Origin of the sequence: Streptomyces morookaense, from assembly GCF_013030945.1 — a bacterium.
In the GTDB taxonomy this organism is placed as follows: Bacteria; Actinomycetota; Actinomycetes; order Streptomycetales; family Streptomycetaceae; genus Streptomyces; species Streptomyces morookaensis.
Genome location: NZ_JABBXF010000120.1, coordinates 1 through 23,912, shown reverse-complemented (window position 1 = coordinate 23,912; position 23,912 = coordinate 1). Strand labels below are relative to the sequence as shown.

At 71.5% G+C, this 23,912-nt stretch carries 28 protein-coding genes; 12 read left to right on the top strand and 16 right to left on the bottom strand.

Annotated features, from left to right (window positions below; translation table 11 throughout):
• From HG542_RS32485 to HG542_RS32460, 6 genes are all read left to right on the top strand, one after another.
• A partial coding sequence (locus tag HG542_RS32485; RefSeq protein WP_171087882.1) for a toxin glutamine deamidase domain-containing protein occupies positions 1 to 996 on the top strand: 996 nt, incomplete at its 5' end.
• Between the two features lie 9 nt (positions 997 to 1,005).
• Positions 1,006 to 1,341, top strand: a complete 336-nt coding sequence (locus HG542_RS32480) for an SUKH-4 family immunity protein (RefSeq protein WP_171087880.1) — start codon at positions 1,006 to 1,008, stop codon at positions 1,339 to 1,341.
• Positions 1,338 to 2,441 (top strand): ADP-ribosylglycohydrolase family protein, encoded by a 1,104-nt coding sequence (locus tag HG542_RS32475; RefSeq protein ID WP_229922552.1) that lies wholly within the window; start codon positions 1,338 to 1,340, stop codon positions 2,439 to 2,441. The genes HG542_RS32480 and HG542_RS32475 overlap by 4 nt, the downstream gene beginning before the upstream one ends.
• Before the next feature lie 56 nt (positions 2,442 to 2,497).
• On the top strand, positions 2,498 to 2,701 hold the full coding sequence (locus HG542_RS32470) for a hypothetical protein (protein WP_229922551.1): 204 nt from the start codon (positions 2,498 to 2,500) through the stop codon (positions 2,699 to 2,701).
• 48 nt (positions 2,702 to 2,749) lie between these two features.
• Positions 2,750 to 3,193, top strand: a complete 444-nt coding sequence (locus tag HG542_RS32465) for a helix-turn-helix domain-containing protein (protein ID WP_171087877.1) — start codon at positions 2,750 to 2,752, stop codon at positions 3,191 to 3,193.
• Between the two features lie 10 nt (positions 3,194 to 3,203).
• Positions 3,204 to 3,614 (top strand): VOC family protein, encoded by a 411-nt coding sequence (locus HG542_RS32460; RefSeq protein ID WP_171087875.1) that lies wholly within the window; start codon positions 3,204 to 3,206, stop codon positions 3,612 to 3,614.
• Here the strand turns inward: HG542_RS32460 and HG542_RS32455 are convergent.
• From HG542_RS32455 to HG542_RS32440, 4 genes are all read right to left on the bottom strand, one after another.
• Positions 3,611 to 4,450 carry a phenylalanine 4-monooxygenase gene (locus HG542_RS32455; protein ID WP_171087873.1) on the bottom strand — a complete coding sequence of 280 codons (840 nt, stop codon included), beginning with the start codon at positions 4,448 to 4,450 and terminating at the stop codon, positions 3,611 to 3,613. The genes HG542_RS32460 and HG542_RS32455 overlap by 4 nt on opposite strands.
• 52 nt (positions 4,451 to 4,502) lie before the next feature.
• Positions 4,503 to 5,099, bottom strand: a complete 597-nt coding sequence (locus HG542_RS32450) for an NADPH-dependent FMN reductase (protein WP_171087871.1) — start codon at positions 5,097 to 5,099, stop codon at positions 4,503 to 4,505.
• A 95-nt stretch (positions 5,100 to 5,194) separates the two neighbouring features.
• The gene (locus HG542_RS32445; protein ID WP_171087869.1) at positions 5,195 to 6,460 is read right to left on the bottom strand and encodes a GNAT family N-acetyltransferase; all 1,266 of its coding nucleotides are present in this window, start codon (positions 6,458 to 6,460) and stop codon (positions 5,195 to 5,197) included.
• A 78-nt stretch (positions 6,461 to 6,538) separates the two neighbouring features.
• A complete protein-coding gene (locus HG542_RS32440) occupies positions 6,539 to 7,114 on the bottom strand; it encodes an RsiG family protein (RefSeq protein ID WP_373313109.1) in 576 nt (191 codons plus the stop codon).
• Between the two features lie 129 nt (positions 7,115 to 7,243).
• Here HG542_RS32440 and dtd point away from each other — a divergent pair, with 129 nt between their 5' ends.
• Positions 7,244 to 7,669, top strand: coding sequence for a D-aminoacyl-tRNA deacylase (gene dtd, locus HG542_RS32435; protein ID WP_171087865.1), 426 nt, complete (start codon positions 7,244 to 7,246; stop codon positions 7,667 to 7,669).
• Between the two features lie 16 nt (positions 7,670 to 7,685).
• Here the strand turns inward: dtd and ygfZ are convergent, their stop codons facing one another.
• From ygfZ to HG542_RS32405, 6 genes are all read right to left on the bottom strand, one after another.
• On the bottom strand, positions 7,686 to 8,666 hold the full coding sequence (gene ygfZ, locus HG542_RS32430; protein ID WP_171087863.1) for a CAF17-like 4Fe-4S cluster assembly/insertion protein YgfZ: 981 nt from the start codon (positions 8,664 to 8,666) through the stop codon (positions 7,686 to 7,688).
• A 10-nt stretch (positions 8,667 to 8,676) separates the two neighbouring features.
• Positions 8,677 to 9,114, bottom strand: coding sequence for a Fur family transcriptional regulator (locus HG542_RS32425; RefSeq protein ID WP_171087861.1), 438 nt, complete (start codon positions 9,112 to 9,114; stop codon positions 8,677 to 8,679).
• Positions 9,115 to 9,133: 19 nt separating this feature from the next.
• Positions 9,134 to 10,150, bottom strand: a complete 1,017-nt coding sequence (locus tag HG542_RS32420) for an ABC transporter substrate-binding protein (protein WP_171087859.1) — start codon at positions 10,148 to 10,150, stop codon at positions 9,134 to 9,136.
• Between the two features lie 14 nt (positions 10,151 to 10,164).
• On the bottom strand, positions 10,165 to 10,938 hold the full coding sequence (locus HG542_RS32415; protein ID WP_171087856.1) for an ABC transporter ATP-binding protein: 774 nt from the start codon (positions 10,936 to 10,938) through the stop codon (positions 10,165 to 10,167).
• Positions 10,938 to 12,017, bottom strand: a complete 1,080-nt coding sequence (locus tag HG542_RS32410) for a FecCD family ABC transporter permease (protein ID WP_171087854.1) — start codon at positions 12,015 to 12,017, stop codon at positions 10,938 to 10,940. The genes HG542_RS32415 and HG542_RS32410 overlap by 1 nt, the downstream gene beginning before the upstream one ends.
• 214 nt (positions 12,018 to 12,231) lie before the next feature.
• Positions 12,232 to 12,834, bottom strand: a complete 603-nt coding sequence (locus HG542_RS32405; RefSeq protein WP_171087852.1) for a heme-binding beta-barrel domain-containing protein — start codon at positions 12,832 to 12,834, stop codon at positions 12,232 to 12,234.
• Positions 12,835 to 13,117: 283 nt separating this feature from the next.
• Between HG542_RS32405 and HG542_RS32400 the strand changes: the two genes are divergently transcribed.
• Positions 13,118 to 13,486 carry a DsrE family protein gene (locus HG542_RS32400; protein ID WP_171087851.1) on the top strand — a complete coding sequence of 123 codons (369 nt, stop codon included), beginning with the start codon at positions 13,118 to 13,120 and terminating at the stop codon, positions 13,484 to 13,486.
• 28 nt (positions 13,487 to 13,514) lie between these two features.
• Here HG542_RS32400 and HG542_RS32395 read toward each other — a convergent pair whose 3' ends face one another.
• The 6 genes from HG542_RS32395 to HG542_RS32370 form a co-directional block, all read right to left on the bottom strand.
• Positions 13,515 to 13,766 carry a DUF3099 domain-containing protein gene (locus tag HG542_RS32395; RefSeq protein WP_227726242.1) on the bottom strand — a complete coding sequence of 84 codons (252 nt, stop codon included), beginning with the start codon at positions 13,764 to 13,766 and terminating at the stop codon, positions 13,515 to 13,517.
• A 104-nt stretch (positions 13,767 to 13,870) separates the two neighbouring features.
• Positions 13,871 to 14,158, bottom strand: a complete 288-nt coding sequence (locus HG542_RS32390) for a DUF1416 domain-containing protein (RefSeq protein WP_171087849.1) — start codon at positions 14,156 to 14,158, stop codon at positions 13,871 to 13,873.
• A gap of 29 nt (positions 14,159 to 14,187) precedes the next feature.
• On the bottom strand, positions 14,188 to 15,030 hold the full coding sequence (locus tag HG542_RS32385) for a sulfurtransferase (protein WP_171087848.1): 843 nt from the start codon (positions 15,028 to 15,030) through the stop codon (positions 14,188 to 14,190).
• Positions 15,031 to 15,469: 439 nt separating this feature from the next.
• Entirely contained in the window at positions 15,470 to 16,174 is a 705-nt protein-coding gene (locus tag HG542_RS32380; RefSeq protein WP_171087846.1) for an LmeA family phospholipid-binding protein, read from the bottom strand.
• Positions 16,175 to 16,290: 116 nt separating this feature from the next.
• A complete protein-coding gene (locus tag HG542_RS32375; protein ID WP_171087844.1) occupies positions 16,291 to 17,403 on the bottom strand; it encodes a hypothetical protein in 1,113 nt (370 codons plus the stop codon).
• A gap of 10 nt (positions 17,404 to 17,413) precedes the next feature.
• On the bottom strand, positions 17,414 to 17,674 hold the full coding sequence (locus HG542_RS32370) for a MoaD/ThiS family protein (protein WP_171087886.1): 261 nt from the start codon (positions 17,672 to 17,674) through the stop codon (positions 17,414 to 17,416).
• Between the two features lie 163 nt (positions 17,675 to 17,837).
• On the opposite strand from HG542_RS32370, the gene HG542_RS32365 reads away from it, so the two are divergent.
• The 4 genes from HG542_RS32365 (at position 17,838) to HG542_RS32350 (ending at position 23,637) form a co-directional block, all read left to right on the top strand.
• A complete protein-coding gene (locus tag HG542_RS32365; RefSeq protein ID WP_171087842.1) occupies positions 17,838 to 19,571 on the top strand; it encodes an ABC transporter ATP-binding protein in 1,734 nt (577 codons plus the stop codon).
• Positions 19,572 to 19,639: 68 nt separating this feature from the next.
• Positions 19,640 to 21,538 carry an ABC transporter ATP-binding protein gene (locus HG542_RS32360; RefSeq protein WP_171087884.1) on the top strand — a complete coding sequence of 633 codons (1,899 nt, stop codon included), beginning with the start codon at positions 19,640 to 19,642 and terminating at the stop codon, positions 21,536 to 21,538.
• A 245-nt stretch (positions 21,539 to 21,783) separates the two neighbouring features.
• Complete coding sequence (locus HG542_RS32355; RefSeq protein WP_171087839.1) at positions 21,784 to 22,587, top strand: response regulator transcription factor; 804 nt, start codon at positions 21,784 to 21,786, stop codon at positions 22,585 to 22,587.
• Positions 22,588 to 22,611: 24 nt separating this feature from the next.
• Positions 22,612 to 23,637 carry a LacI family DNA-binding transcriptional regulator gene (locus tag HG542_RS32350; protein ID WP_171087837.1) on the top strand — a complete coding sequence of 342 codons (1,026 nt, stop codon included), beginning with the start codon at positions 22,612 to 22,614 and terminating at the stop codon, positions 23,635 to 23,637.
• Positions 23,638 to 23,912: the final 275 nt, after the last annotated feature.

Here is a 23,912-nt window from a genome sequence, read left to right as displayed (position 1 = left end):
CATGACAGCGGAACTCATGACAGCGGAACTCATGACCGCGGCGGTCACGAGCACAGCGGTCACGAGCACAGCGGTCACGAGCACAGCGGTCACGAGCACAGCGGTCACGAGCACAACGGTCACGATGCCCCGGCCGACCATGCCGAGCACGATCACACGGGCCACGACACGGGCCACGACTCGGGCCACGACTCCAGTCACCACGACGGTCACTCCGAACACCCCGACCATCACGACGCGGCGGACTCGTCGCACCCCAACGACCCCAGTGGTAAGCGCAAGGAGCCGCTTTACACGCCTCGTAACCCCGTTCCTCCCCACAGCACCGCCACTGCCACCCATCTCGACATTCGTCACGAGATGCTGGGCGGGCATCGCGGGCTGAAGGAGCCCTACGCGATCGACCAGGTGCTGCTGGAGGACGCGGTACCGAAGGATGCAGCGGGCAACTTCGAGCGGTTCCCCGACCCGACCGACCGCTGGGCGCGCATGCAGAACGACGGCGGTCCGACGATGCCCGGCCGGTCCAACAACTGCGCCGACTGCGCACGGTCGTTCATGGAGACGTGGTACGGCAACCCACAGGTCTCCGCACCGCGTACTTGGGACCTCGACGCTGCGGGGAACCTGGATCGTTGGTCGCCCGAGCGGAACGGGGTGACGAATGCCGAACGATGGGCCGGCGCGGGCTACCGATACGCCGGAGAGGGCCCGGCCTACGCCGAGGTCGCCAGTGAGCTGCTCCGTGGTGGACATGGGTCGTCCGCGTACATTTCAGTGAACTGGCCTCAGGGCGGCGGCCACGCGTTCAATGCGGTGAACCACCGTGGGCGGATCTACTGGGTCGACACCCAGGACGGCAGCGTCAGTACCTACCCTCTCCACCATGGGGCCGATGGCGTCTGGTACATCCCCTTGGACGCGAACCGCAGGCCGATTCTGCCGCTGCCGCCCAAGCCCACGTACGCCCCGACGGTTCCTCCGGCGGTCAAGTAAGGAGTCACGATGAACCAGCCCACCGCTCCCGGCCCCGGGAATTCGGCGCCCAGCACCCCCGAAGAAGCCCTGGAGATCGTGCGTCCCCACTACGCGCCGACGTGGCCGGACGGAACGCCCGCTCCCCTGAACGTGGTCGAGTTCGACGAGGGCTACCTCGTCTACGCGAGCCTCCCCCCGGTCACCGACCGGACCCGTCCGCCGGAGCCCGGCGGTGCGTACCCCGTCGTCGCCAAGGACAACGGCGACGTCGACTTCGTCCCCATCCGCCCGATCGACGTCTGCATCGAGACGTACCGCAGGCTTTACCGGCCGGGCACCACCGGATCAAGGAATCCTCAGTGACCGCTCACACGGCCGCCGCCACCGACACCCTCCGCGCCCGCATCCGCGGCTGTCTGCTCGGGGGCGCGATCGGTGATGCCCTCGGCAACCCGATCGAGTTCCGCTCCCTGGCCGCGATCCGCGGCGCCTACGGTGCAGCCGGCATCACCGGGCCCGTGCCCGAGGGGGACGGGGTCGTCGGGCGGGTTACCGACGACACGCAGATGACCCTCTTCACCGCCGAGGGGCTCATCCGCGCCCGGACGAACCCGGGCGCCGTCACCGGGATCGTCCGCAACGCCTACCTCCGCTGGCTGGACACCCAGAACCACCCCGCCCCGCCGCCCGCGGCGGACGGGTGGCTGTGCCGTCAGCCGTGGCTCTACGCGCGCCGGGCACCCGGCAACGCCTGCCTCTCCGGGCTGCAGCACGCCCACATCCCCGACCCGCACCGCCCCCTCGACGGCACCCCGGGCCCCGTCAACTCGCAGTCCAAGGGCTGCGGAACGGTCATGCGCTCCGCCCCCTTCGGGCTCACCGGCGCGTCCGCAACCGAGGCCTTCGAACTGGCCGCCCACTGCGCGCAGATCACGCACGGGCACCCCACCGGGTACTACGCGGCCGGCGCGTTCGCCGCGATCGTGCGGCACCTGCTGGACGGCGACTCCCTGGAGGGCTCCGTGCTCCGCGCCCTGGAGCTGCTGGCCCGCTTCCCCGGCCACGAGGAGACCACGGCGGCCCTGCGCGCGGCCCTCGCGCTGGCCGCCGGCGGTGCGCCCTCGCCGGAGAAGGCCGAGACCCTCGGCGGCGGCTGGATCGCCGAAGAAGCCCTCGCCATCGCCGTGTACGCCGCGCTCGCCCACCCGCACCCCGGCTCCGTCGCCGACGCCCTCCTGCTGTCCGTCAACCACTCCGGCGACAGCGACTCCACCGGTTCCGTCTGCGGCAACCTCCTCGGCGCCCTGCACGGCGATGCGGCCCTGCCCCCGTACTGGCTCGCGCAGACGGAAGGGCGCGCTGTCACAGCGGAGTTGGCAGACGATCTGGCGTACGCCTTCCACGGGCCGACTTCTCCGCATGGCCGGCGGGTCTTTCCTGCTGAGCGGTACCCGGCCAACTGACCTGATTTTCCCCGGCATTGGCAATTCGGTCCGTCTTCACCCGAACGGATGGCCGTTTGGAGGGCGGGGCCAAGGAGCGGGCGGAGAACGTTCTGCGGGTGCTGGAGAAGCGGGGGATTCCCGTCGACGCCGCCGTCCGGGAGCGGGTCACCGGCTGCACCGGCCTGGACGCGCTGGGCCGGTGGCTGGACCGCGCCTTCATCGTCGGCCGGGCCGAGGAGCTCTTCGACCCGGATCAGGACGCGTCCGGCGCCCCGTAGGAGACACAGCACGGCGCCCCTGACGGGGCGCCGTGATCTGATGACCCCATGAGCCGCGCCGCCGAGGAGTCCAACCGCCGCCTGCTGCGCGCCCGGGACGCGATGGACCGCGCCTACGCGCAGCCCCTCGACGTTCCCGCGCTCGCGCGGATCGCGCATGTCTCCGAGGCGCACTTCACCCGCACCTTCCGGGCCGCCTTCGGCGAGACACCGCACCGGTACCTGCAGCGGCGGCGGGTCGAGCGGGCCATGTTCCTGCTGAGGGAGACCCGGCGGCCGGTCACCGACATCTGTTTCGAGGTCGGGTTCGGCAGTCTCGGGACGTTCAGCCGGACGTTCCGCGACATCGTGGGGCATTCTCCGCGGGAGTATCGCAAACTCGCACCGCCCACCACCCACGTGCCCAACTGCTTTGCCATGGCCTGGACCCGGCCGAGCAGTCAGAGCAGTCCGAGCAGTTTCGGAGAAGTTTCCGGCGACGCGCGCTCCTAGGCTGATGCACATGTTCAACGCCATCACGCAATCGCAGATCTACGTCCTCGACCAGGACGATGCCCTCGACTTCTACGTCGGCAAGCTCGGCCTGGAGGTGGCCGCCGACGTCCCCCTCGGATTCATGCGGTGGCTCACCGTCTCCGTCCCCGGCGAGCCCGGCCGGCAGATCCTGCTGGAGAAGCCCGGCGCCCCGGCGATGTCCGAGGAAACGGCCCAGCAGGTCCGCGAGTTGGTGACCAAGGGGGCCATGGGCGGCTGGCTCATCTTCACCACGGACGACTGCCGCAAGACCTACGAGACCCTGCTCGCCCGGGGCGTCGAGTTCACCGAGGGGCCGACGGAGCGCCCGTACGGGATCGACTGCGGGCTGCGGGACCCCTTCGGGAACCGCATCCGGTTCACCCAGCCGCTCGGTTAGGAGATTTCCGCGTCCAGGAACGTTCCCAGTTCCTCGCACACGTGCTCCAGCGACCGTCCCGCGAAGAGCACCGGCTGGTACGCGGCCGAGTAGTACGGCGTCCGCGCCATCTCCCGCATGTCCAGCGGGCGGATCACGCAGCCCGGCAGCCGGGCCAGTTCGCCGTACGACGACAGGAGTGCCGCACCGTACGCCTTCGGTTCCCCCGCCTCCGTCAGGACGCCGAACTCCAGCACGTACCAGTACACGCGGTTGATCCGCCGCAGCGCCGCCTCGTCCGCCGCCCGCAGCGCCGCCTTGCCGAACATGCGGTAGAGCTCCGCGAACCGGGGGGAGGACAGGTGGATGCCGTGGCCGAACATGTCGTGGATCACGTCGGGTTCGGGGGTGTAGAGCGGTACCGCCGGGTGCCGGACGAACGGGACGGCGTGGAACCAGCCGTCCGCGAACGCCCCCAGGAAGCGGCGGGTCTCCACCGGGCCGCCGGTCAGGGTGAAGCCGAAGCCCGTCAGGCCGCGCAGCCGGGCCCCGGCCTCCGCGAGCCCGGGGATGCGGTCCGGCGGGACGGGGAAGCCTTCACGCGCCTCCAGCACCTCGCGGGACGCGTGCGCGCCGTGCGCCGCGGCGAGCGCGGTGCGGACCGTGCGCCAGGTCGCGTGCTCGGCCTCCGTGTAGTCCACGTCCGGCAGCCGGTCGCCCGCCCGGTGGCCGTCGGCCAGCCGGGCCAGCGCGTTCCGGCGCTCCAGATAGCGGGCGTCGGACCGGCCGGGGTGGTGGGCGGCCGGTCCGAGCCGGCCGTCGGGCGTCACCGGGGTCTGCCTCCGTGGATCGGTCATGGAACAGAGGGTTCCCGGATGGGCGTATGGGGTAACCGCCGCCCCGCAGGGCTCAGGCGCCGTACGGGCGCGCCGCCCGGGCCTCGCGCAGCGCCAGGGCCCACCAGGCGAGCTGGTCGAGCAGCACCTTGGCCGCCCCCGCCGCGGACTGGCCGGCCGCCTCGTCCAGGTGACGGCCGGAGTCGTCCAGCTTGCCCCAGGGGCTGTGGAAGCTGACCGTCTCGCGGATGGTCACCGCGTGCAGCTCGGAGAAGACCGGGCGCAGGTGCTCCACGGCGCGCAGGCCGCCGGAGAGCCCGCCGTAGGAGACGAAGGCGACGGGCTTGGCCTGCCACTGGGTGTAGTGCCAGTCGATGAGCTGCTTCAGGGAGGCGGGGTAACTGTGGTTGTACTCGGGGGTGATGACGATGAAGGCGTCCGCCTCCGCCAGCCGCGGCGTCACGGCGGCGAGGGCGGCGGCGTCCTCCGGGCCGGGGTCGCGGCTGAGGCTGACCGGCAGCGGGTGATGGGCGAGGTCGATGACGTCGGTCTCGACGTCGTCGCGCTGCGCGGTCTGCAGGGCGAGCCAGTTGGCCACCGTGGGGCCGAAGCGGCCCTCACGGGTGGAGGCGACGATGACGGCGAGGCGGTACGGGCGCTCGGAGGACATGGAGGTTCTTCTCCCAGTGTCGTGGCCGGTGTGAAGCGGTACGAGGAGAAGCCTCCAACCTCAACAAAGGTTGAGGTCAAGTCCGGTCGGGTCCGTCAGAAGATGTCCGGGCACCACGGCCGCGCCGCCGTGCGCAGCACCGGCTCCGCGCGGGCGGCCGCCCCCGGGCTCTCCTCCGCCACCCGGCCCAGCGCGGCCAGCCGCAGCACGGACTCGTCGCCGAGGTACAGCGCCCCCAAGTCGCCCACGTCCAGCACCAGTTCGGCCGGGCGCCGGGTCGGCGTGCAGCTCGCGCCGTCGGGCCCGGCCTCCAGCAGCCAGCGGCCGCCGGCCAGGCCCTGCGGGTCGGAGACCTCCAGGACGAGCGAGCCGGGGCAGGCGTAGCTGCGGGCGGCCAGCAGGGCCGGCACGTCGAGCGGGCGCAGCCACAGGAAGTCCGCGTGCGTGAGCACCCGGGCCGCCCGCGGGTCCGGCAGCAGCAGCGGGAGCAGGTCGTCGGGGGCGCGCAGACCCGTGGTGACCTTGGTGATCCAGTCGATCGTCAGCAGGAAGTGCCAGAGGGCACGCTCCGCGGCGGGGGAGACGGCCACGAGATCCCGCACGTGGGCCGAGCACAGCGGGCGCTTGGCCTCCCAGACGTCGTCGGCGGTGTACGCGACCAGGCCGTCGACGCGGCCCTCCGGCGAGCGGTACACCGCGTAGAACGGCTCGGTCCAGGTGCGGCCGTGCCGCGGCAGGTCGCCCGTGGCGAACCGCCACCAGCGCTCGCCGCGGTCGACGGCGCCGTGCCGCAGCGTCCGCAGCCGCTCGTGCAGGGCGGGGCCGAGCTCGCGGACGGCGGCGCCGTCGACGAGGTCCACGCGGCCGCCGCACTCCGGGCCCGCGTAGCGGGCGGAAAGCCCGGTGCGGGCCGTCTCCACCTCCCACTCGGTGACCCAGGTGGCCGGGCCGAAGCCGTAACGCCCGTAGATCGGGTACTCGGCGGAGATCAGGGTGGCCGCGGCGTCGCCGCGCTCCCTGGCGGCCCGCAGGTCGCGCTCCATCATCGTGCCGAGCAGGCCGCGCCTGCGGTGCGTCGGCGCGACGGTGACGTTGCAGACCGCATTCGCGGGCACCGAGGCCCCGCCCGGCACGGAGATCCGCTGCGCGAAGCTGCGGAACGTGGCCACGCAGCGCCCGTCGTCGAAGGCGCCCTGCGCGCGGTCCAGGTCCATGCCCGCCAGGCGTATCTCCACCTCCTCCTTGGGCACCACCGGCGGCCTGAGGAAACCGGTGCACATGACGCGCAGCCAGTCGGGCAGGTCGGAGTCGTCGAGCGTGCGGATCACGGGGGTGGACGGGCGGGGACTCACAGGGGTCATGAATGCACGCTAGGGGTGCCCCTGCGTGGCCCGCACGGCATTTTTCCGGGCCGCCACACGGCGCTCACACGGCCACGCTCATGCGAGGAGGTCGTCCACCTGTGCCTCGCCGTCGCGGTACCGGCGCGCGATCTCCGCACCGCAGTCGTCCGCGGTCTGCTGCAGCACGCGGCGGCGGGCCGACACCTGCCGCTCGTACCCCGCCAGCCGTGCCATCCCCTCGCGCAGCTCCTGCTCGGTCCGGGCCTCCGGGTCCGAGAGCCCCACCTCGGACAGCATCTCCTCGGCCAGCCGCCGGCACTCGTCGCCGACCGGGACGCCCAGCCGCACGTGCCGGGCGGACGAACGGTGCGCGGAGGGGCCGTCCGCCAGGATCTCCGGCAGCCGCTCCACGACCGGCGAACCCGGCGCCGAGCGGCGGGACAGCTCGGCGCGCAGGATGTCGATACGGCCCTGCAGCAGCCTGCGCACGTAGCTGAGATCCGCCTCCTCGCGCTGCGCGGCACGGCGCCGCGTCCGCAGCTCCGCGAGGCCGACGTCCGCCAGCCTGCCGGAGCGCTGGCTCGGGGGCCGGGACGCGAGGGCGCTGCGCAGGGCGCCCGCCGTGTCCACTGCCGTGGTGTCCAGTGCCTTGCGTGTCGTCATGGCCGTCATCCGTCCCCTCGGGCCCCTGGGCGGCGCGCATCGAGCACCGCCTGCACGCATCGTGCCACCGAGTGCGCCCCCCGCGCAGGGTCTCTCCACCCGAACGGCCCTGTTGCGGTACGAGGCATCATGGTCGGTATGCGTGCTGTGGTGCAGAGGGTGAACGGGGCGAGCGTCGTCGTGGACGGCGAGGTGGTCGGCGAGATCATCGGAGCCGGACTGTGCGTGCTCGTCGGGGTGACGCACGACGACACGGCGGCGAAAGCGGCCCAACTGGCCCGCAAGTTGTGGTCCCTGCGGGTGCTGGAGGACGAGAAGTCCTGTTCGGACGTGGGGGCGCCGCTGCTGGTGATCTCCCAGTTCACGCTTTACGGTGACGCGCGCAAGGGGCGCCGGCCCACGTGGAACGCGGCGGCCCCCGGCGGGGTGGCCGAGCCGTTGGTCGACGAGGTCGTCGCCCAACTCCGGGCGCTGGGCGCCCAGGTGGAGACGGGGCGCTTCGGCGCGGACATGAAGGTGACGCTGACGAACGACGGGCCGTTCACGGTGCTGGTGGAGGTGTAGCGCCCCTGACGGGGTGCTACGGCTCGACCACGACCTCCTGTGACGCCGCCGTCCCCTCTCCCACGATCAGTGCCGCCTCCAGCGGCACATTCCGCTTGACCAGCGCGAGGGCGATCGGCCCCAGTTCGTGGTGGCGGGCCGAGGTCGTCACGAAGCCCAGCCGGCGGCCCTCCGGGCCGTCGGACGCCAGGCGGACCGGGGCGCCGTGGCCCGGCAGGGTCACCCCGCTGCCGTCCAGGTGCAGGAAGACCAGCCGCCGTGGCGGCTTCCCCAGGTTGTGGACGCGGGCCACTGTCTCCTGGCCCCGGTAGCAGCCCTTCTGCAGGTGGACGGCCACGCCGATCAGGCCCAGCTCGTGCGGGATGGTGCGGTGGTCGGTCTCCAGGCCGAGCCGCGGCCGGTGCGCCTCGACGCGCAGGGCCTCGAGGGCGAGGACGCCCGCCGCGGGGCCGTGCGCCCCGGCGAACGCCTCCAGCCGCTCGCGCGGCAGGAAGAGGTCGCGCCCGTGCGGCGTCTCCCGCACCACCACATCCGCGTCCGCCTCGGCGATCGAGCCGGCGGGCAGGTGCACGACGGCGATGTCCGCGGTCCGGTCGGCGACCTCGACCCGGTAGAAGAACTTCATGCTCTCCAGGTAGGCGATCAGCGCCTCCTGCGTCCCGGGCTCCACATGGGCCCAGGTCGTCTCGCCGTCGTCGACCAGGTACAGGGCGTGCTCGACGTGGCCGTGCGGCGAGAGGATCAGCGCCTCGGTGGCCTGGCCGGGCGGCAGTTCGCTCACGTGCTGGGTGAGCAGCAGGTGCAGCCAGCTCAGCCGGTCCGGCCCGGTGACGGTGACGACCCCGCGGTGCGACAGGTCGACGAAACCGGACCCGTCGGCGAGCATGCGCTGCTCGCGGAACAGATCGCCGTAGTGCGCGGCGACACCTTCGTCCGGGCCCTCGGCGGGGACGGCGCCGGGCAGCGACAGCAGAGGGCTCTTCGTTGGAAGCGGCATGATCTCAAGCCTACGGCGCCTCGGACGACTCCTTCGCGGAGCACTGCGCACACCGGCCGAAGATCGCGAAGTGTTTCATGTCGGTGTCGAAGCCGAAGTCCTCGCGCAGCTTCGCGGTGAAGTCCGCGGCCACCGACAGGTCGGCCTCGATCACGTCCGTGCAGTCGCGGCACACGAGGTGTATGTGGTGGTGCCGGTCGGCCAGATGGTACGTCGGCGCACCGTGCCCGAGGTGGGCATGGCTGACCAGCCCCAGCTCCTCCAGCAGCTCCAGCGTCCGGTAGACGGTCGAGATGTTCACCCCGCCCGCGGTCTTGCGGACCTCGGTCAGGATGTCGTCCGGTGTCGCGTGCTCGAGACGGTCGACCGCCTCCAGGACGAGCTGGCGCTGCGGGGTCAGCCGGTAGCCGCGTTTACGGAGGTCGCTCTGCCAGTCGGTGTCCACCACACCTCCAGTCTAGGAGGCTTCACCGGCCGCGTACCCCCTTCAGATATCCGGCCAGGGCGGCCACCGCCGCCGGGTTGCGCGGGCTCTCGACCAGGTCGGCGTAGTCCAGCACGAAGATGCGGCCGTTCCTGACGGCCGGGACGTCCGCCAGCGGCGGGTAGGACGTCAGGAACTTCTTCTTCTGCTCGGCGCTCACGTCCCCGTAGTTGTTGATCACGATGACGTCGGGTGCGCGCTCGACGACGGTCTCCCAGCCGACCTCCGCCCACGAGTCCTTCAGGTCCTTCATCACGTTCTCGCCGCCGGCCTTGGCGATGATGTCGTGCGGGGCGGCGAACGCGCCCGCCGTCGTCGGCTTGTCCTGGCCGCTGTCGTAGAGGAAGACCTTCGGCCGGGCGCCGTCCCGCGGCACCTGCGCCTGCGCGGCGGCGACCTGCTTCTTCGAGTCCGCGATCAGCTTCGCCGCCCGGTCCTCCACGGCGAAGATCCTGCCCAGGTTCTCCAGGTCGGTGTAGAGCGCTTCCAGCGGGGGCATCACGCCGCGGGCCTTGCCGCCGCTGCCGTTGTGGCAGGACTCGGTGAGCACGTACGAGCCGACGCCGAGCTTCTTCAGCGCGTCGGGGGTCACGCCGCTGCCCTCGCCGAAGCCGTAGTTCCAGCCCGCGAAGACCCAGTCGGCCTTTGCGTCCAGGACGAGTTCCTTGGTGATCTCCTTGTCGGAGAGCTGCTCGACCTTGCTGTAGCCGTCCTTCCACGGTACGGAGGTCCGGTCGCCCTTGTAGTCCGGCGCGACGTAGCCCGCCATGTGGTCCTCCAGGCCGAGCGCGAACATGATCTCGGCCATGTTGACGTCGTTCGTCACGACCCGCTGCGGCGCCTTGTCGTACGTGGTCTTCAGGCCGCAGTTCTCGACGGTGACGGGATAACGGCCGGAGGCCTTCGCGGTGTTGTCGTCCGGGCCTTCGGCCACTTTCGCGCCGCACCCCGTCAGAGCGAAGGCGGCGAGCAGGGAAACGGCGGTACGAGGGGCGCGCATGAGGTCCTTACGGTTCACTGGACGGTCAGACGGTCGAAGAGCAACTGCGGTGCGCCGGTGACCGGATGGGGCACGCGGTGCGCCCGTACGCCGAAGACATCGGCGAGCAGTTCTGCACTCAGCACGTCGTGCGGCGGGCCGGCGGCGACGATCCGGCCGCCTGCGATGACGTACAGCACATCGCAGTGCGTGGCCGCGAGGTTGAGGTCGTGCAGGGCGGCAAGAACGGTCAGACCCGAGGAGCGCACCAGGGACAGCACCTCCAACTGCTGGGCGATGTCCAGGTGGTTGGTCGGCTCGTCCAGGACGAGCACCTCGGGCTGCTGTGCCAGGGCGCGGGCGATCAGCACACGCTGTTTCTCGCCGCCGGAGAGCGTGAGGAACCCCCGGCCGGCCAGGTGCGCGGCACCGGTCCGGGCGAGGGCGGCGGCGCACGCCTCGGTGTCGGCCGCCGTGACGCGGCCCGCCGCGCCCTGGTGCGGCAGCCGGCCCATCGCGACGACCTCGGCGACGGTGAAGTCGAACTCGCTGCCCGACTCCTGCGGCAGCGCGGCCAGTCGGCGGGCACTCTCGCGCGCCGTCATCCCGTGCAGGTCGTCACCGGCGAGCAGGACGCGTCCGGCGGTCGGCCGCAGCGCACGGTAGACACAGCGCAACACGGTCGATTTCCCGCTGCCGTTGGGGCCCACCAGCCCCACGAACCGCCCGCTGTCCGCCCGGAGCGCAATGTCCTCGACGAGCCGGGCACCGGCGATGCCGACCGACAGGTCCTCGATGTCCACCTGCATCAGGCACCTCCGAAGGTGTAGCCGCGGCGGCGCATCAGCAGCACGAAGCAGGGCACGCCGAGCAGGGCGGTGATGACGCCGACGGGCAGTTCGACGGGCGCCAGCAGCAGCCGGGAGAGGGTGTCGACCCACACCAGCAGCACCGCGCCCAGCAGCGGCGCCACGGCCAGCACCCGGCGGTGGTCGGCGCCGACGAGCATGCGGGCGACGTGCGGGACCATCAGCCCGACGAAGCCGATGGCCCCGCTGACGGCCACCACGGCCCCGGTGACGGCCGCCGTCACGACGAACAGGCTGCGGCGCAGCCGGGCGGGATCGACGCCCAGCGCGGCCGCCGTCTCGTCGCCCATGGCCAGGGCATTGAGGCGGCGCGCACACCACAGCAGCCACCCCAGTCCGGCGAGCACGGCGGCCGCGGCGATCGGCAGGTTCGCCCAGGTGGCCCCGCCCAGGCTGCCCAGCAGCCACATCATGGCCGAGCGGGCGGCCTCGCCGCGCTCGGCGCCGAAGACCATCAGCGTGGTGACGGCGGAGAAGCCGTAGAACATGGCGCTGCCGGTCAGGACGAGCCGCAGCGGCGTCAGACCGTGCGGAGTGCGCGCGGCCGCGTAGACGAGCGCCATCGCGCCCAGCGCGGAGGCGAACGCGGCCGAGGACAGCGCCCAGACGCCGAGCGAGCCCAGCGCGCCGAACAGCAGCACGGCGTTCGCACCGACCGCGGCGCCGGAGGAGATGCCCAGGACGAACGGGTCGGCGAGCGCGTTGCGGACCATGGCCTGCACGGCCACGCCGACGGCGGAGAGCCCCGCGCCCACGACGGCGGCCAGCAGGGCGCGCGGGAAGCGGAGTTCCCACACGATGGTGTAGGCGGCGGACTCGTCCGCCCGGAGGGTGCCGCCCGTCAGTCCGGCGTGCAGATACCGCAGCACCTCGGACCAGGACAGGCCGGAGGCGCCGAACGCGACGCCGCACAGCAGCGAGGCGAGCAGGGCCGCGGCGAGCCCGGCGATCAGCGGCGGCAGCGGCAGCCGGCGGGCCGCCCGGGTCGTCGGTGCGGTGTCCTGGTGGGTGGTCGCCACGGGCGCACGCCTTCGCCTCGTGCCGCGTCCGTACGTACAGGGCGTCCCCGGGGAAGGGCCTCCCCTCGCAGTCCACGGCGAGTGTGCAGGGAGCTGTACGCGCCGCGGGCGATCGGGCTCGCGGAGGGGACCCGGGGGTTCCCTCCGCCTACCGTTGCGGGTCAGCGCCGGATTTCGACCGGCTTTCCCCGCGGTGCGCTGAGATGGTGCTGCGTCAGGCTTCCGGGGTCTCCGGGTTGTACGGGGTGCCGTCCTGGCGGTAGAAGGCGACGCCGTCCGGGCCGTCCTCGGGCAGGTTCTGCGCCCACTCCTGGAGGCTGGACACCTTCTTCAGGTGCGCCGACATGTACGGGCGCAGCGGCACCTCGGGGGTGGCCTTCTCGCCGACCCACATCAGGTCGCCCTTGACGTAGCCGTACAGGCGCTTGCCGCCGGAGTACGGGCCGGAGGCCGCGGTCCGGGCGACGGCGTCCGTGGCCAGGTCGATCTGCGGCTTGTTGTCCGCCAGCTCGCCGTACCAGACCTCGGCGACACCGGAGTCGCGCGTCATGACGACCTCGACCTTGCGGTCCTTCGTCACGCGCCAGAAGCCGCTCTCGGTCTCGATCGGCTTGACCGGCTTGCCCTCGGAGTCGAGCACCCACGTGTGCGAGACGTACTCCAGGAAGTCCCGGCCGTCGTGCGTGAAGATCACTTCCTGGCCGAAGTTGCACTTCTCGGCGCCGGGGAAGTCCGCGACGCCCGCACCTTCCCACCTGCCGAGGAGGAAGAGCAGCGGGGCGACGTCGGGGTGGAGGCCGGAGGGAATCTCGATCATGAGTGGGCTCAGTCGATCTGTAGGGGACGGATGCTCGGGCGGCCGATGGGAGGCGTCGGCGTCAGCGCTGGCCCTGGTAGAGCTTCTTCCAGGTCAGCCCGGCGAACGCGACGACGCCGACGGCGACCAGGACCAGCAGGGTGGTGAAGAAAGCCTCAAGCACGAGCGCGCTCCTCGGTCGGAGGGTGTGTATGTGTACGGAAGTACGGACCGGGGACGAGTCTAGTCGGCCGTGCCGGGAGCGGCGCTGTGAGGTGGATCCGGCCGGTCCTAGAGTGATCACATGGCGAACAAGAAGCTCGTGATCAAGGTGACGGCGGGCGCGGACGCGCCGGAGCGGTGCTCGCAGGCGTTCACGGTGGCGGCGGTGGCCGTGGCCAGCGGCGTCGAGGTGTCGTTGTGGCTGACGGGGGAGTCGACGTGGTTCGCGCTCCCCGGGCGCGCCGCGGAGTTCGAACTGCCGCACGCGGCCCCGCTGCCGGACCTGATCGAGGGGATCCGGGCCGGGGGCGGCACGATCACGGTGTGCACGCAGTGCGCGGCGCGGCGGGACATCGAGGAACAGGACCTGATCGAGGGCGCACGCATCGCGGGCGCGCAGGTGTTCGTGAGCGAGGCGATGGCGGACGGCGCCCAGGCGCTGGTGTACTGAGGGCGCGGGAGCGCTCCGCGCGGAGCGCTCACCGCTTGCCGTCCAGCTCGTCCCACCACCGGTCGGACTCCTCGTCCCCGGAGGGGTCGTCCCACCACCGGTCGTCCGGCCCGCGGCGATTGGCCACGATCGCCGCGACCGGCGGGATGACCATCGCGAACAGGCACATCCCCACGGCCGCCGGCACGGACCACAGGCGCACCACCGCCCAGGCCAGGACGAACATGCCGATGCAGGTGCCCATCATGGCGAAGTACATGCGCCGTCGCCGTGCGTACACGCTTCCACGGTACGACCGGACCCGGCGCCCTGCGAAGGGCGACGGCGAAGGGCCGCACTCCTCCCATCGCGGCGTCCAACCCCGGGAGTGCGGCCCTCCGGTCCTCAGACGGCGATGGCCACCTCGGTCAGCCCGCCCTGCTGGGCGACGACCTTGCGGTCCGCCGTCGCGCCCGGCACGAGCGCACGCAGGGTCCACGTGCCCTCGGCCGCGTAGAAGCGGAACTGTCCGGTCGCCGAGGTGGGCACCTCGGCGGTGAACTCGCCGCTGCTGTCGAGGAGTCGGACGTAGCCGGACACCGGCTGCCCGTCACGGGTCACGGAACCCTGGATGGTGGTCTCACCGGACTTGGCGGTCGACGCGTCGGGGCCGCCGGCCTTTGCTCCACACATGCTGTGATCCTTCGGGGTAGAGGGCGGGGTCAGTTGGCGCCGAGCTCGATCGGCACGCCGACGAGCGAGCCGTACTCGGTCCACGAGCCGTCGTAGTTGCGCACGTTGGGCTGGCCGAGCAGCTCGTGCAGCACGAACCAGGTGTGCGCGGAGCGCTCGCCGATGCGGCAGTAGGCGATGGTGTCCTTGCCCAGGTCCACGCCCGCGCCCCGGTAGACCTCCTCCAGCTCCGCGTCGGACTTGAAGGTGCCGTCGTCGTTGGCCGCCTTGGACCACGGGATGTTGCGCGCGGTGGGCACGTGGCCGGGGCGCTGCGACTGCTCCTGCGGAAGGTGCGCGGGCGCCAGCAGCTTGCCGCTGAACTCGTCGGGCGAGCGCACGTCGACGAGGTTCAGGCTGCCGATGGCGGCGAGGACGTCGTCGCGGAAGGCGCGGATCGAGGTGTCCTGCGGCTGCGCCCGGTACTCGGTGCGGGGGCGCTGCGGGACCTCGGCGACCAGGTCGCGGGAGTCCAGCTCCCACTTCTTGCGGCCGCCGTCGAGGAGGCGGACGTCCCGGTGGCCGTAGAGCTTGAAGTACCAGTAGGCGTACGCGGCGAACCAGTTGTTGTTGCCGCCGTAGAGGACGACGGTGTCGTCGTTGGCGATGCCCTTCGAGGACAGCAGCTCCTCGAAGCCGGCCTGGTCGACGAAGTCGCGGCGGACCGGGTCCTGGAGGTCGGTCTTCCAGTCGATCCGGATGGCCGTCTTGATGTGGTTCTTGTCGTAGGCGGACGTGTCCTCGTCGACCTCGACGATCACGGTCCGGGGGTCGGCGGCGTCGATGCGGTCCTGGACCCAGTCGGCGTCCACCAGGACGTCACTGCGGCTCATGCTGTTCTCCTCCGGGGCAATTGCGGGGTGCGGCGCCGGGGTGCGGCGCGGCGGTATGGCAAGGAGACGGCCGGGGGCCGTGGGGGAGGGAGTACGGGGGAGGGCGGGCGGGAGCCGTCCCCGTCAGACACGGCGACAGAGCATGGCGGAGAGGCGGCACAGGTCGACTGCCCGCCGCTTCGTGAGATCCGCCTGTCGCTTCATAGAAGGGATCGTAGGGACGGGCGGGGACGCGTGTCACCGTCGTGTCGCATAGTGGGATGCGTCGTCTCGGATGGCGGGATTTTCTTGGTTGTCCGGCACCTCGGGGTGCCCTGTCAGGGCTGGCCGTACTGCTGTGCGGGCATAAGTGTCTCGCCGGTTGGGATGTGCGGGTTCGTTGTGCTTGCCCGCGCAGTTCCCCGCGCCCCTTACGGGGCGCTAAGTCACCCCGGCCCATCTAGCCCGCCAGGTTGACGTCGGAGCCCGTCAGGGTGATGTCGACGCCCGTCGGGGTCGCCTCCACCTTGTCCAGCTTGAGGCCCTTCGGCAGGCCCGTGATCCGCCGGTCGAAGTCCGTCTTCTTCCGGACGGCCTCCTCCACGCCCGGGAGGCCCTGCGCCGGGATCTCGTCCGCGTGGACCCGCACGGTGTTGCCGTCCACGATCGACACCGAGGAGATGACGCTGCGCTCGATGTCCTGGCCCATGATCTTCACGTGCCCGGTGACCTTGACCTTGCCCGTCTGGCCCTGGCCCGCGTAGCCGACGGTGGCGCCGGGTTCGCCGACGGCCTTCGTCAGGTCCTCGTAGGAGATGTGGGCGGTACCGCTCGCGCGGTCGGCGACGGCGGAGGTGAAGCTGCTGTTGATGCGGACGCCGTGCAGTCGGGCGTCGAAGCCGCTGACGCGTATGGAACGCCCGCCGGACTCCGCGGTGATGCCTCCGTCGAGCTTGACGTCGACCTCGTCGAGGCGGGAGTCCGCGATCTGGGTGAGGAAGGGGAAGCCCTTGATGGAGACATCGGGCGTGCCCGAAAGCCCCTGGCTGTTACGGATCTTGTCGGCTGCCTGGTTCTCGGCGACGTACACGGCCGCCCGGTCGGCGCCCACGAAAAGGGCTCCCAGGACGATCAGGACGATCAGTGTTGCCCGTATTCCACGCATCCGCTGTCGCTCCCCCACCCGTTCAGATCGGTTTCGGCACCCCCGGCATATCCGTCGAGCCTAACCGGACGGATCAGATGAAAGCCGGGGGGCCGGTGCAACCGTTCTGTAACTGATCAGGCGAGCGCCCTGCCGAGGACGTAGACCACCGGCGCGGCCAGGGCCAGCGGCAGCGCAACTCCCGCCGTCATATGGACAAAACGGGACGGATAGTCGTAACTCGCCACGCGCAGGCCCACCAGCGCACAGGCGCCGGCCGCCAGGCCCAGCAGCGCGGCCGAGGCGCCGAGCCCGGTCAGGCTCCCGCCCGCGACCCCCGCACCCGCCGCCGCGATCAGCGCGACGACCGGCGAGGCGACGGACGGCAGCGGCAGCGCCCGGGCCAGCACGGCCGCCGCCACACCGAGCGCACCGGTCACCACGGCGCGGTGGTCCGCGGCCAGGTGCCCGGCCGCCAGGACCGCCAGCGCCGCCGACGCGGCCGCGGCCGTCAGCCCGTACAGCCGCTCGTCCGGCGAGGCGTGGCTGCGCAGCTGGAGCACGACGACCAGCAGCACCCACACGCCCAGCGTGCCCAGCACCACCTTCGGCGCCTGCCCGGCGTCCGTGGCCAGCAGGCCGATGTCGGCGGCCACGCCGCCGAGGAACGCGAGCGCGATGCCCTGCCGCGCGGGCCACATGCCGTTCAGCCGGAACCAGCCCGCCGCGGTCACCGCCTGCAGCAGCACCACGGGCACGGCCAGCGCCGGCCGCCCCAGCGGTGCGGCGGCGGCCAGCAGGACCGCGAGCACCGTCGTGAGCAGGGCCGGCTGGAGCCCCGGCGACACGATCTGCGGCCGGCCCTCGGCCCTGGCCTTCTCCGCCGCCGTCATCGGCCGCTCGGCGAGCGCCGGTTCGGCCGCGGCCGCGACGACCACCGGCGCGGGCGCGGGCTGCGGGACGGGCTCGTACACCGGTTCCTGGTGCGCGGGCATGGGCGCGGACGCGTAGGAGTCCGGGACCAGCGGTTGCTGCCAGGTCGTCGTGTCCCAGGTCTGCGTCTGCCAGGTCTGGGTCGCCGAGTCGTGCTGCGAGGAGTCCTGCTCGGGCCAGGCCACGGGCTGTTGGTGCTGCTGGTGCTGGTGCTGCTGCGGGTAGGGCGCGTAGTCGTAGGACGAGCCGTACGGGTCCTGTTGCTGCTGCCCGTACGGGTCGTACGGCTGGTACGGATTGTGGTGCTGATCGCTCATGCTGCCGGGGTCACCCTCCTGCGAAGGGCGGGAGCACCTCGACCGTGCCGCCCTCGGCCAGTTGGACCGTCGAGTGGTCGCGTGTGCCGACGGGGGCGCCGTCCACCAGGAACGAGCAGCGCGACAGCACGCGCGCGAATTCCGGGCTGCGCTCGTGACGCACGCGGGCCGCGCCCAGCGCCTCCGCCAGCGTGCGCGCCGCATACGGCTCCTCGGCCGTGCCGGCGGCGGCCTTGGCCGCGGCCCAGTACCGGAGCGTGCCGGCCGGCACCGGCCCCGGCTGCGCCGGGATGCCCGGCCCTGCCGTGTGTGTCGTCGTCACGGCGACCCCTTCCTTTGTCTGCCGCATCCATGATGACGGGTACCGGGGCGCGTCAGGTCCGCAGCCGGTAAAGCAGAGGCCCGTCGCCCTCTTGCTCGCATAGGCTTCTTGTGTGTTGGTGCGACTTCTGCGGGCCTACCTGAAGCCCTACTCCAGACCGATCGCGCTGGTCGTGCTCCTGCAGCTCGTTCAGACGCTTGCCACGCTCTACCTCCCTACTCTCAACGCGGACATCATCGACAAGGGCGTCGTGAAGGGCGACACCGGTTACATCCTGAGCACCGGTGGTGTGATGCTCGCCGTCACGCTCGCCCAGATCGTCTGCGCGGTCGGTGCTGTCTACTACGGTGCCCGCACGGCCATGGCCCTCGGGCGCGATCTGCGCGCCGAGGTCTTCGACCGGGTGCAGTCCTTCTCCTCCCGCGAGGTCGGCCGCTTCGGGGCGCCCTCGCTGATCACCCGGACCACCAACGACGTCCAGCAGGTCCAGATGCTGACGCTGATGGGGTTCACGCTGATGGTCTCGGCGCCGATCATGTGCATCGGCGGCATCGGCCTGGCGCTCAACCAGGACGTGCCGCTGTCCGCGCTGCTGCTGCTGATCGTCCCGGCGCTGGGCGTCGTCGTCTCGCTGATCATCTGGCGGATGCGCCCGATCTTCCGGGGCGTCCAGGAGCGCATCGACACCGTCAACCGCGTGCTGCGCGAACAGATCACGGGCATCCGGGTCATCCGCGCCTTCGTCCGCGACACGCATGAGCGGAAACGGTTCCGTGCGGCGAACACGGAGCTGATGGACGTCTCGCTGCGGGCCGGGCGGCTGATGTCGCTGATGTTCCCGTCCGTGATGCTGATCGTGAACCTGTCGTCGATCGCCGTCCTCTGGTTCGGCGGGCACCGCATCGACAGCGGTCAGCTGGAGATCGGCGCGCTGACGGCGTTCCTCAGCTATCTCATGCAGATCCTGATGGCGATCATGATGGCCACCTTCATGTTCATGATGGTGCCGCGCGCCGAGGTGTGCGCCGAGCGCATCCAGGAGGTGCTGGAGACCGAGTCCAGCGTCGTGCCGCCGCTCGCGCCCGTCACCGAACTGCGCCGGCGCGGTCACCTGGAGCTCAGCGGCGTCGAGTTCCGCTACCCGGGCGCCGAGGAGCCCGTCCTCAAGGACGTCTCCCTCGTCGCACGGCCCGGCGAGGTCACCGCCGTCATCGGTTCCACCGGCAGCGGCAAGTCGACGCTGCTGGGCCTGATCCCCCGGCTGTCCGACGCCACCGCGGGCACCGTGCTCGTCGACGGCGTGGACGTCCGCGAGCTCGACCCGGCCGTGCTCTCCGGGGCCGTCGGTCTCGTACCGCAGAAGCCGTACCTCTTCTCCGGGACCGTCGCCTCCAACCTCCGCTACGGCCGCCCCGAGGCCACCGACGAGGAGCTCTGGCAGGCCCTGGAGACCGCCCAGGCCCGCGACTTCGTCGAGGCCATGGACGAAGGACTCCAGGCGCCCATCGCCCAGGGCGGCTCCAATGTCTCCGGCGGCCAGCGCCAGCGCCTGGCCATCGCCCGGGCCCTGGTCCGCAAGCCGGAGATCTACCTCTTCGACGACTCCTTCTCCGCGCTCGACTACGCCACCGACGCCCGGCTGCGGGCCGCCCTGGCCCGTGAGACCGGCGACGCGACCGTGCTGATCGTCGCCCAGCGCGTGTCCACCATCCGCGACGCCGACCGCATCGTCGTCCTCGACGAGGGCCGCGTCGTCGGCACCGGCACCCACTCCGCACTCATGGAGTCCAACGAGACCTACCGGGAGATCGTGCTCTCCCAGCTCACGGAGGAGGAGGCCGCGTGAGTTCCGAAGGGAACCAGAGCCCCCCGCAGCGCAGAGGCCCCGCGCCTGCCACCGGGGCCGCGCGCTGGATGGGCGCCCAGCCGACCGAGAAGTCCATGGACTTCACCGGCTCCAGCCGTCGCATGCTCGCCCAGCTGCGCCCCGAACGCGCGCTGATATCGGTCGGATTGTTCCTCAGCGTCGCGAGCGTGGCGCTGACCGTCGTCGGGCCGAAGGTGCTCGGCCACGCGACGGACCTGATCTTCGCGGGCGTCATAGGACACCAGATACCCGCCGGCACCACCAAGGCCGAGGCCCTGGCGCATATGCGGCAGCAGGGCGACAACAAGATCGCCGACCTGCTGTCCGGAGTGGACTTCACCCCCGGCCACGGCATCGACTTCGGCGCCGTCGGCACCGTCCTGCTGTGGGTCCTGCTGATCTACGTCGTCGCCTCGCTCTTCGGCTTCGTCCAGGCCCGGATCGCCACGACGGTCGTGCAGCGGGCGGTCTACCGGCTGCGCGAGGAGGTCGAGGAGAAGCTCGGCCGCCTGCCGCTGAGCTACTTCGACAAGCAGCCCCGCGGCGAAGTCCTTTCCCGCGCCACCAACGACATCGACAACATCGCCACCACGCTGCAGCAGACGCTGAGCCAGATCGTCACCTCGGTGCTGACGATCGTGGGCGTCCTGGCGATGATGTTCTGGATCTCCTGGCTGCTCGCCCTGGTCGCGCTGATCACCGTGCCGGTGTCGGTCGTGGTCGCCACCAAGATCGGCAAGCGGGCGCAGCCCCAGTTCGTCACGCAGTGGAAGTCGACGGGCAAACTCAACGCCCACATCGAGGAGATGTACACCGGCCACGCGCTGGTGAAGGTCTTCGGCCGGCAGCAGGAGTCCGCGGAGACCTTCCGCAAGGAGAACGAGGAGCTCTACCAGGCCGGTTTCAAGGCCCAGTTCATCTCCGGCGTGATCCAGCCCGCGATGATGTTCATCGGCAACCTCAACTACGTCATGGTCGCCGTCGTGGGCGGTCTGCGGGTCGCCAGCGGTGCCCTGTCGATCGGTGACGTCCAGGCCTTCGTCCAGTACTCCCGGCAGTTCAGCCAGCCGCTCACGCAGGTGGCCTCCATGGCCAACCTGGTGCAGTCCGGCGTGGCCTCCGCCGAGCGCGTCTTCGAACTCCTCGACGCCGAGGAGCAGTCGCCGGACGCGGCGGACGCGGTGCGGCCGGAGCACGTCCGCGGCGAGGTCGCCTTCGAGCAGGTCTCCTTCCGCTACGAGATGGACAAGCCGCTCATCGAGGACCTCTCGCTCACCGTGCGCCCCGGCCAGACCGTCGCCATCGTCGGCCCCACGGGCGCGGGCAAGACCACCATGGTCAACCTGCTCATGCGGTTCTACGAGGTCAACAGCGGCCGCATCACGCTCGACGGCATCGACGTCGCCGGGATGTCCCGCGAGGAGCTGCGCTCGCACATCGGCATGGTCCTGCAGGACACCTGGCTGTTCGGCGGCACCATCGCCGAGAACATCGCCTACGGCGCCCAGGACGTCCCCATGGACAAGATCGTCGAGGCGGCGAAGGCCACGCACGTCGACCGCTTCGTGCGCACCCTGCCCGACGGCTACGACACCGTCATCGACGACGAGGGCTCCAACGTCTCCGTCGGCGAGAAGCAGCTGATCACCATCGCCCGGGCCTTCCTGGCCGAGCCGGAGATCCTCGTCCTGGACGAGGCGACCAGCTCCGTGGACACCCGTACCGAAGTCCTCATCCAGCAGGCCATGGGCCGGCTGCGCACGGGGCGTACGAGCTTCGTCATCGCGCACCGGCTGTCGACCATCCGCGATGCGGACGTCATCCTCGTCATGGAGTCCGGGCGCATCGTCGAACAGGGCACCCACGATGCGTTGCTCGCTGCCGGGGGCGCGTATGCGCGGCTCTACGAGGCGCAGTTCGCGCAGCCGGTGGTGGAGGAGGCGTAGCTTTCGGCTGCGGGTTCGTCGTGGCTGGTCGCGCAGTTCCCCGCGCCCCTTTCGGGGCGGGGAACTGCGCGTCAAGAGGGCCGCGCCACCACCACCCGAAGTGACCGACGGAACACAAGGGTGTGCAAAATCTTCCATGCCGTCGAAAGGCCCGTGGGTTATCCTGCTGGGCAGAGAGGATCCGGGCAGAGTCGCCCCCGGGTCCTTTTGTGCATTCGGAAGCCCTCAGAGCGGAGGAACCGTCGATGAGCTCCCTGCTGCTGCTGACCAATGCGCTCCAGCCCTCCGCCGAGGTGCTCCCGGCGCTCGGACTGCTGCTGCACAGCGTGCGCGTGGCCCCCGCCGAGGGCCCCGCACTGGTGGATGTGCCCGGCGCCGACGTCATACTGATCGACGGCCGCCGCGACCTCCCGCACGTCCGCAGCCTCTGCCAGCTGCTGCGCTCCACCGGCCCCGGCTGTCCCCTGCTCCTCGTGGTCACCGAGGGCGGCCTGGCCGCCGTCACCGCGGACTGGGGCGTCGACGACGTGCTGCTCGACACCGCGGGCCCGGCCGAGGTCGAGGCCCGGCTGCGGCTGGCGATGGGCCGGCAGCAGATCACCATGGACGACAGCCCCATGGAGATCCGCACCGGCGACCTCTCCGTCGACGAGGCCACCTACAGCGCCAAGCTCAAGGGCCGGGTCCTGGACCTGACCTTCAAGGAGTTCGAGCTGCTGAAGTACCTCGCCCAGCACCCCGGCCGGGTCTTCACCCGGGCCCAGCTGCTCCAGGAGGTCTGGGGCTACGACTACTTCGGCGGTACGCGCACGGTGGACGTCCACGTCCGGCGGCTGCGGGCCAAGCTGGGGCCCGAGCACGAGTCCCTCATCGGCACCGTCCGGAACGTCGGCTACCGCTTCGTCCTCCCCGAGAAGCCGGAGCCCGAGGCGCGGTCCGAGGGGTCCGGATCCGGCAGGGGAACCGGGCCCGCCGACTGCCCCGGCGACCGCGGCACCGAGCCCTCCCCGGCCCTCAGCACGAAATCGTCACGACCGGCCAAACCCTAGGTGGACCCGCGTAGACTGCCGCGCGTGGCCAAGGTGACGCGGGACGATGTGGCGAGGCTGGCGGGGACGTCCACCGCGGTGGTCAGCTACGTCATCAACAACGGACCGCGACCGGTGGCACCGGCGACGCGGGAGCGGGTGCTGGCCGCGATCAAGGAACTGGGATACCGGCCCGACCGGGTCGCCCAGGCGATGGCCTCCCGCCGGACGGACCTCATAGGCCTGATCGTCCCGGACGCGCGCCAGCCCTTCTTCGCGGAGATGGCGCACGCGGTCGAGCAGGCGGCCGCCGAGCGCGGGAAGATGGTCCTGGTCGGGAACTCCGACTACCTCGACGAGCGCGAAGTCCACTATCTGCGGGCCTTCCTGGGCATGCGCGTCTCCGGCCTCATCCTCATCAGCCAGGGCCCCAGCGAACACGCCGCGACCGAGATCGACGCATGGGACGCCCGCGTGGTGCTGATGCACCGCAGGCCCGACGCCATCGACGACGTCGCCGTGGTGACGGACGACATCGGCGGCGCCCAGCTCGCCACCCGGCACCTCCTGGAACACGGCCACCCCTACGTGGCCTGCTTCGGCGGCACCGAACACACCCCCGCCATCGGCGACCCCGTCACCGACCACGTCGAGGGCTGGCGGCGCGCCATGCGGGAAGCCGGCAAGTCGCTGGAGGGCCGCCTTTTCCAGGCCCCGTACAACCGCTACGACGCCTACAAGGTCGCCCTGGAGCTGCTCAGCGGCCCCGACCGGCCCCCCGCCCTCGTCTGCGCCACCGACGACCAGGCCATCGGCGTCCTGCGGGCCGCGCGCGAACTGCGCATCGACGTGCCGGGCGAACTGGCCGTCGCCGGTTTCGACGACGTGAAGGAGGCGGCGCTCACCGACCCGCCGCTCACCACCGTCGCCTCGGACCGGCAGGCCATGGCCCGGTCCGCCGTGGACCTCGTGCTCGACGACGGGCTCCGCTACGCCGGGACGCGGCGCGAGCGGCTGAAACAGTTCCCCTCGGCACTGGTGATCCGGCGCTCGTGCGGCTGCGGCGGCTGAGGAACGTCCGGGCCCTTACGCCCCGCCTACACCGTTCTGCCCGGCTTCTCAGTACGCACTCAGACTGTTCTCATGAACGGGGCGCACAGTCGTACACATGACGGACAGCACTCGCCGCTACGGCCACCAGGACCCTGACCCCCAGCAGCCCTTCGGCTGGCCCGCGCCCCCGGCCCAGCCGCCGCAGGCCCCCGTCACCACGCCCGGCGGCGCCACCGTGTGGCCCGGCGGCGGCAGCGGCGGTGCCGGCGACGGCGGCGGCTACGCCGGCTTCG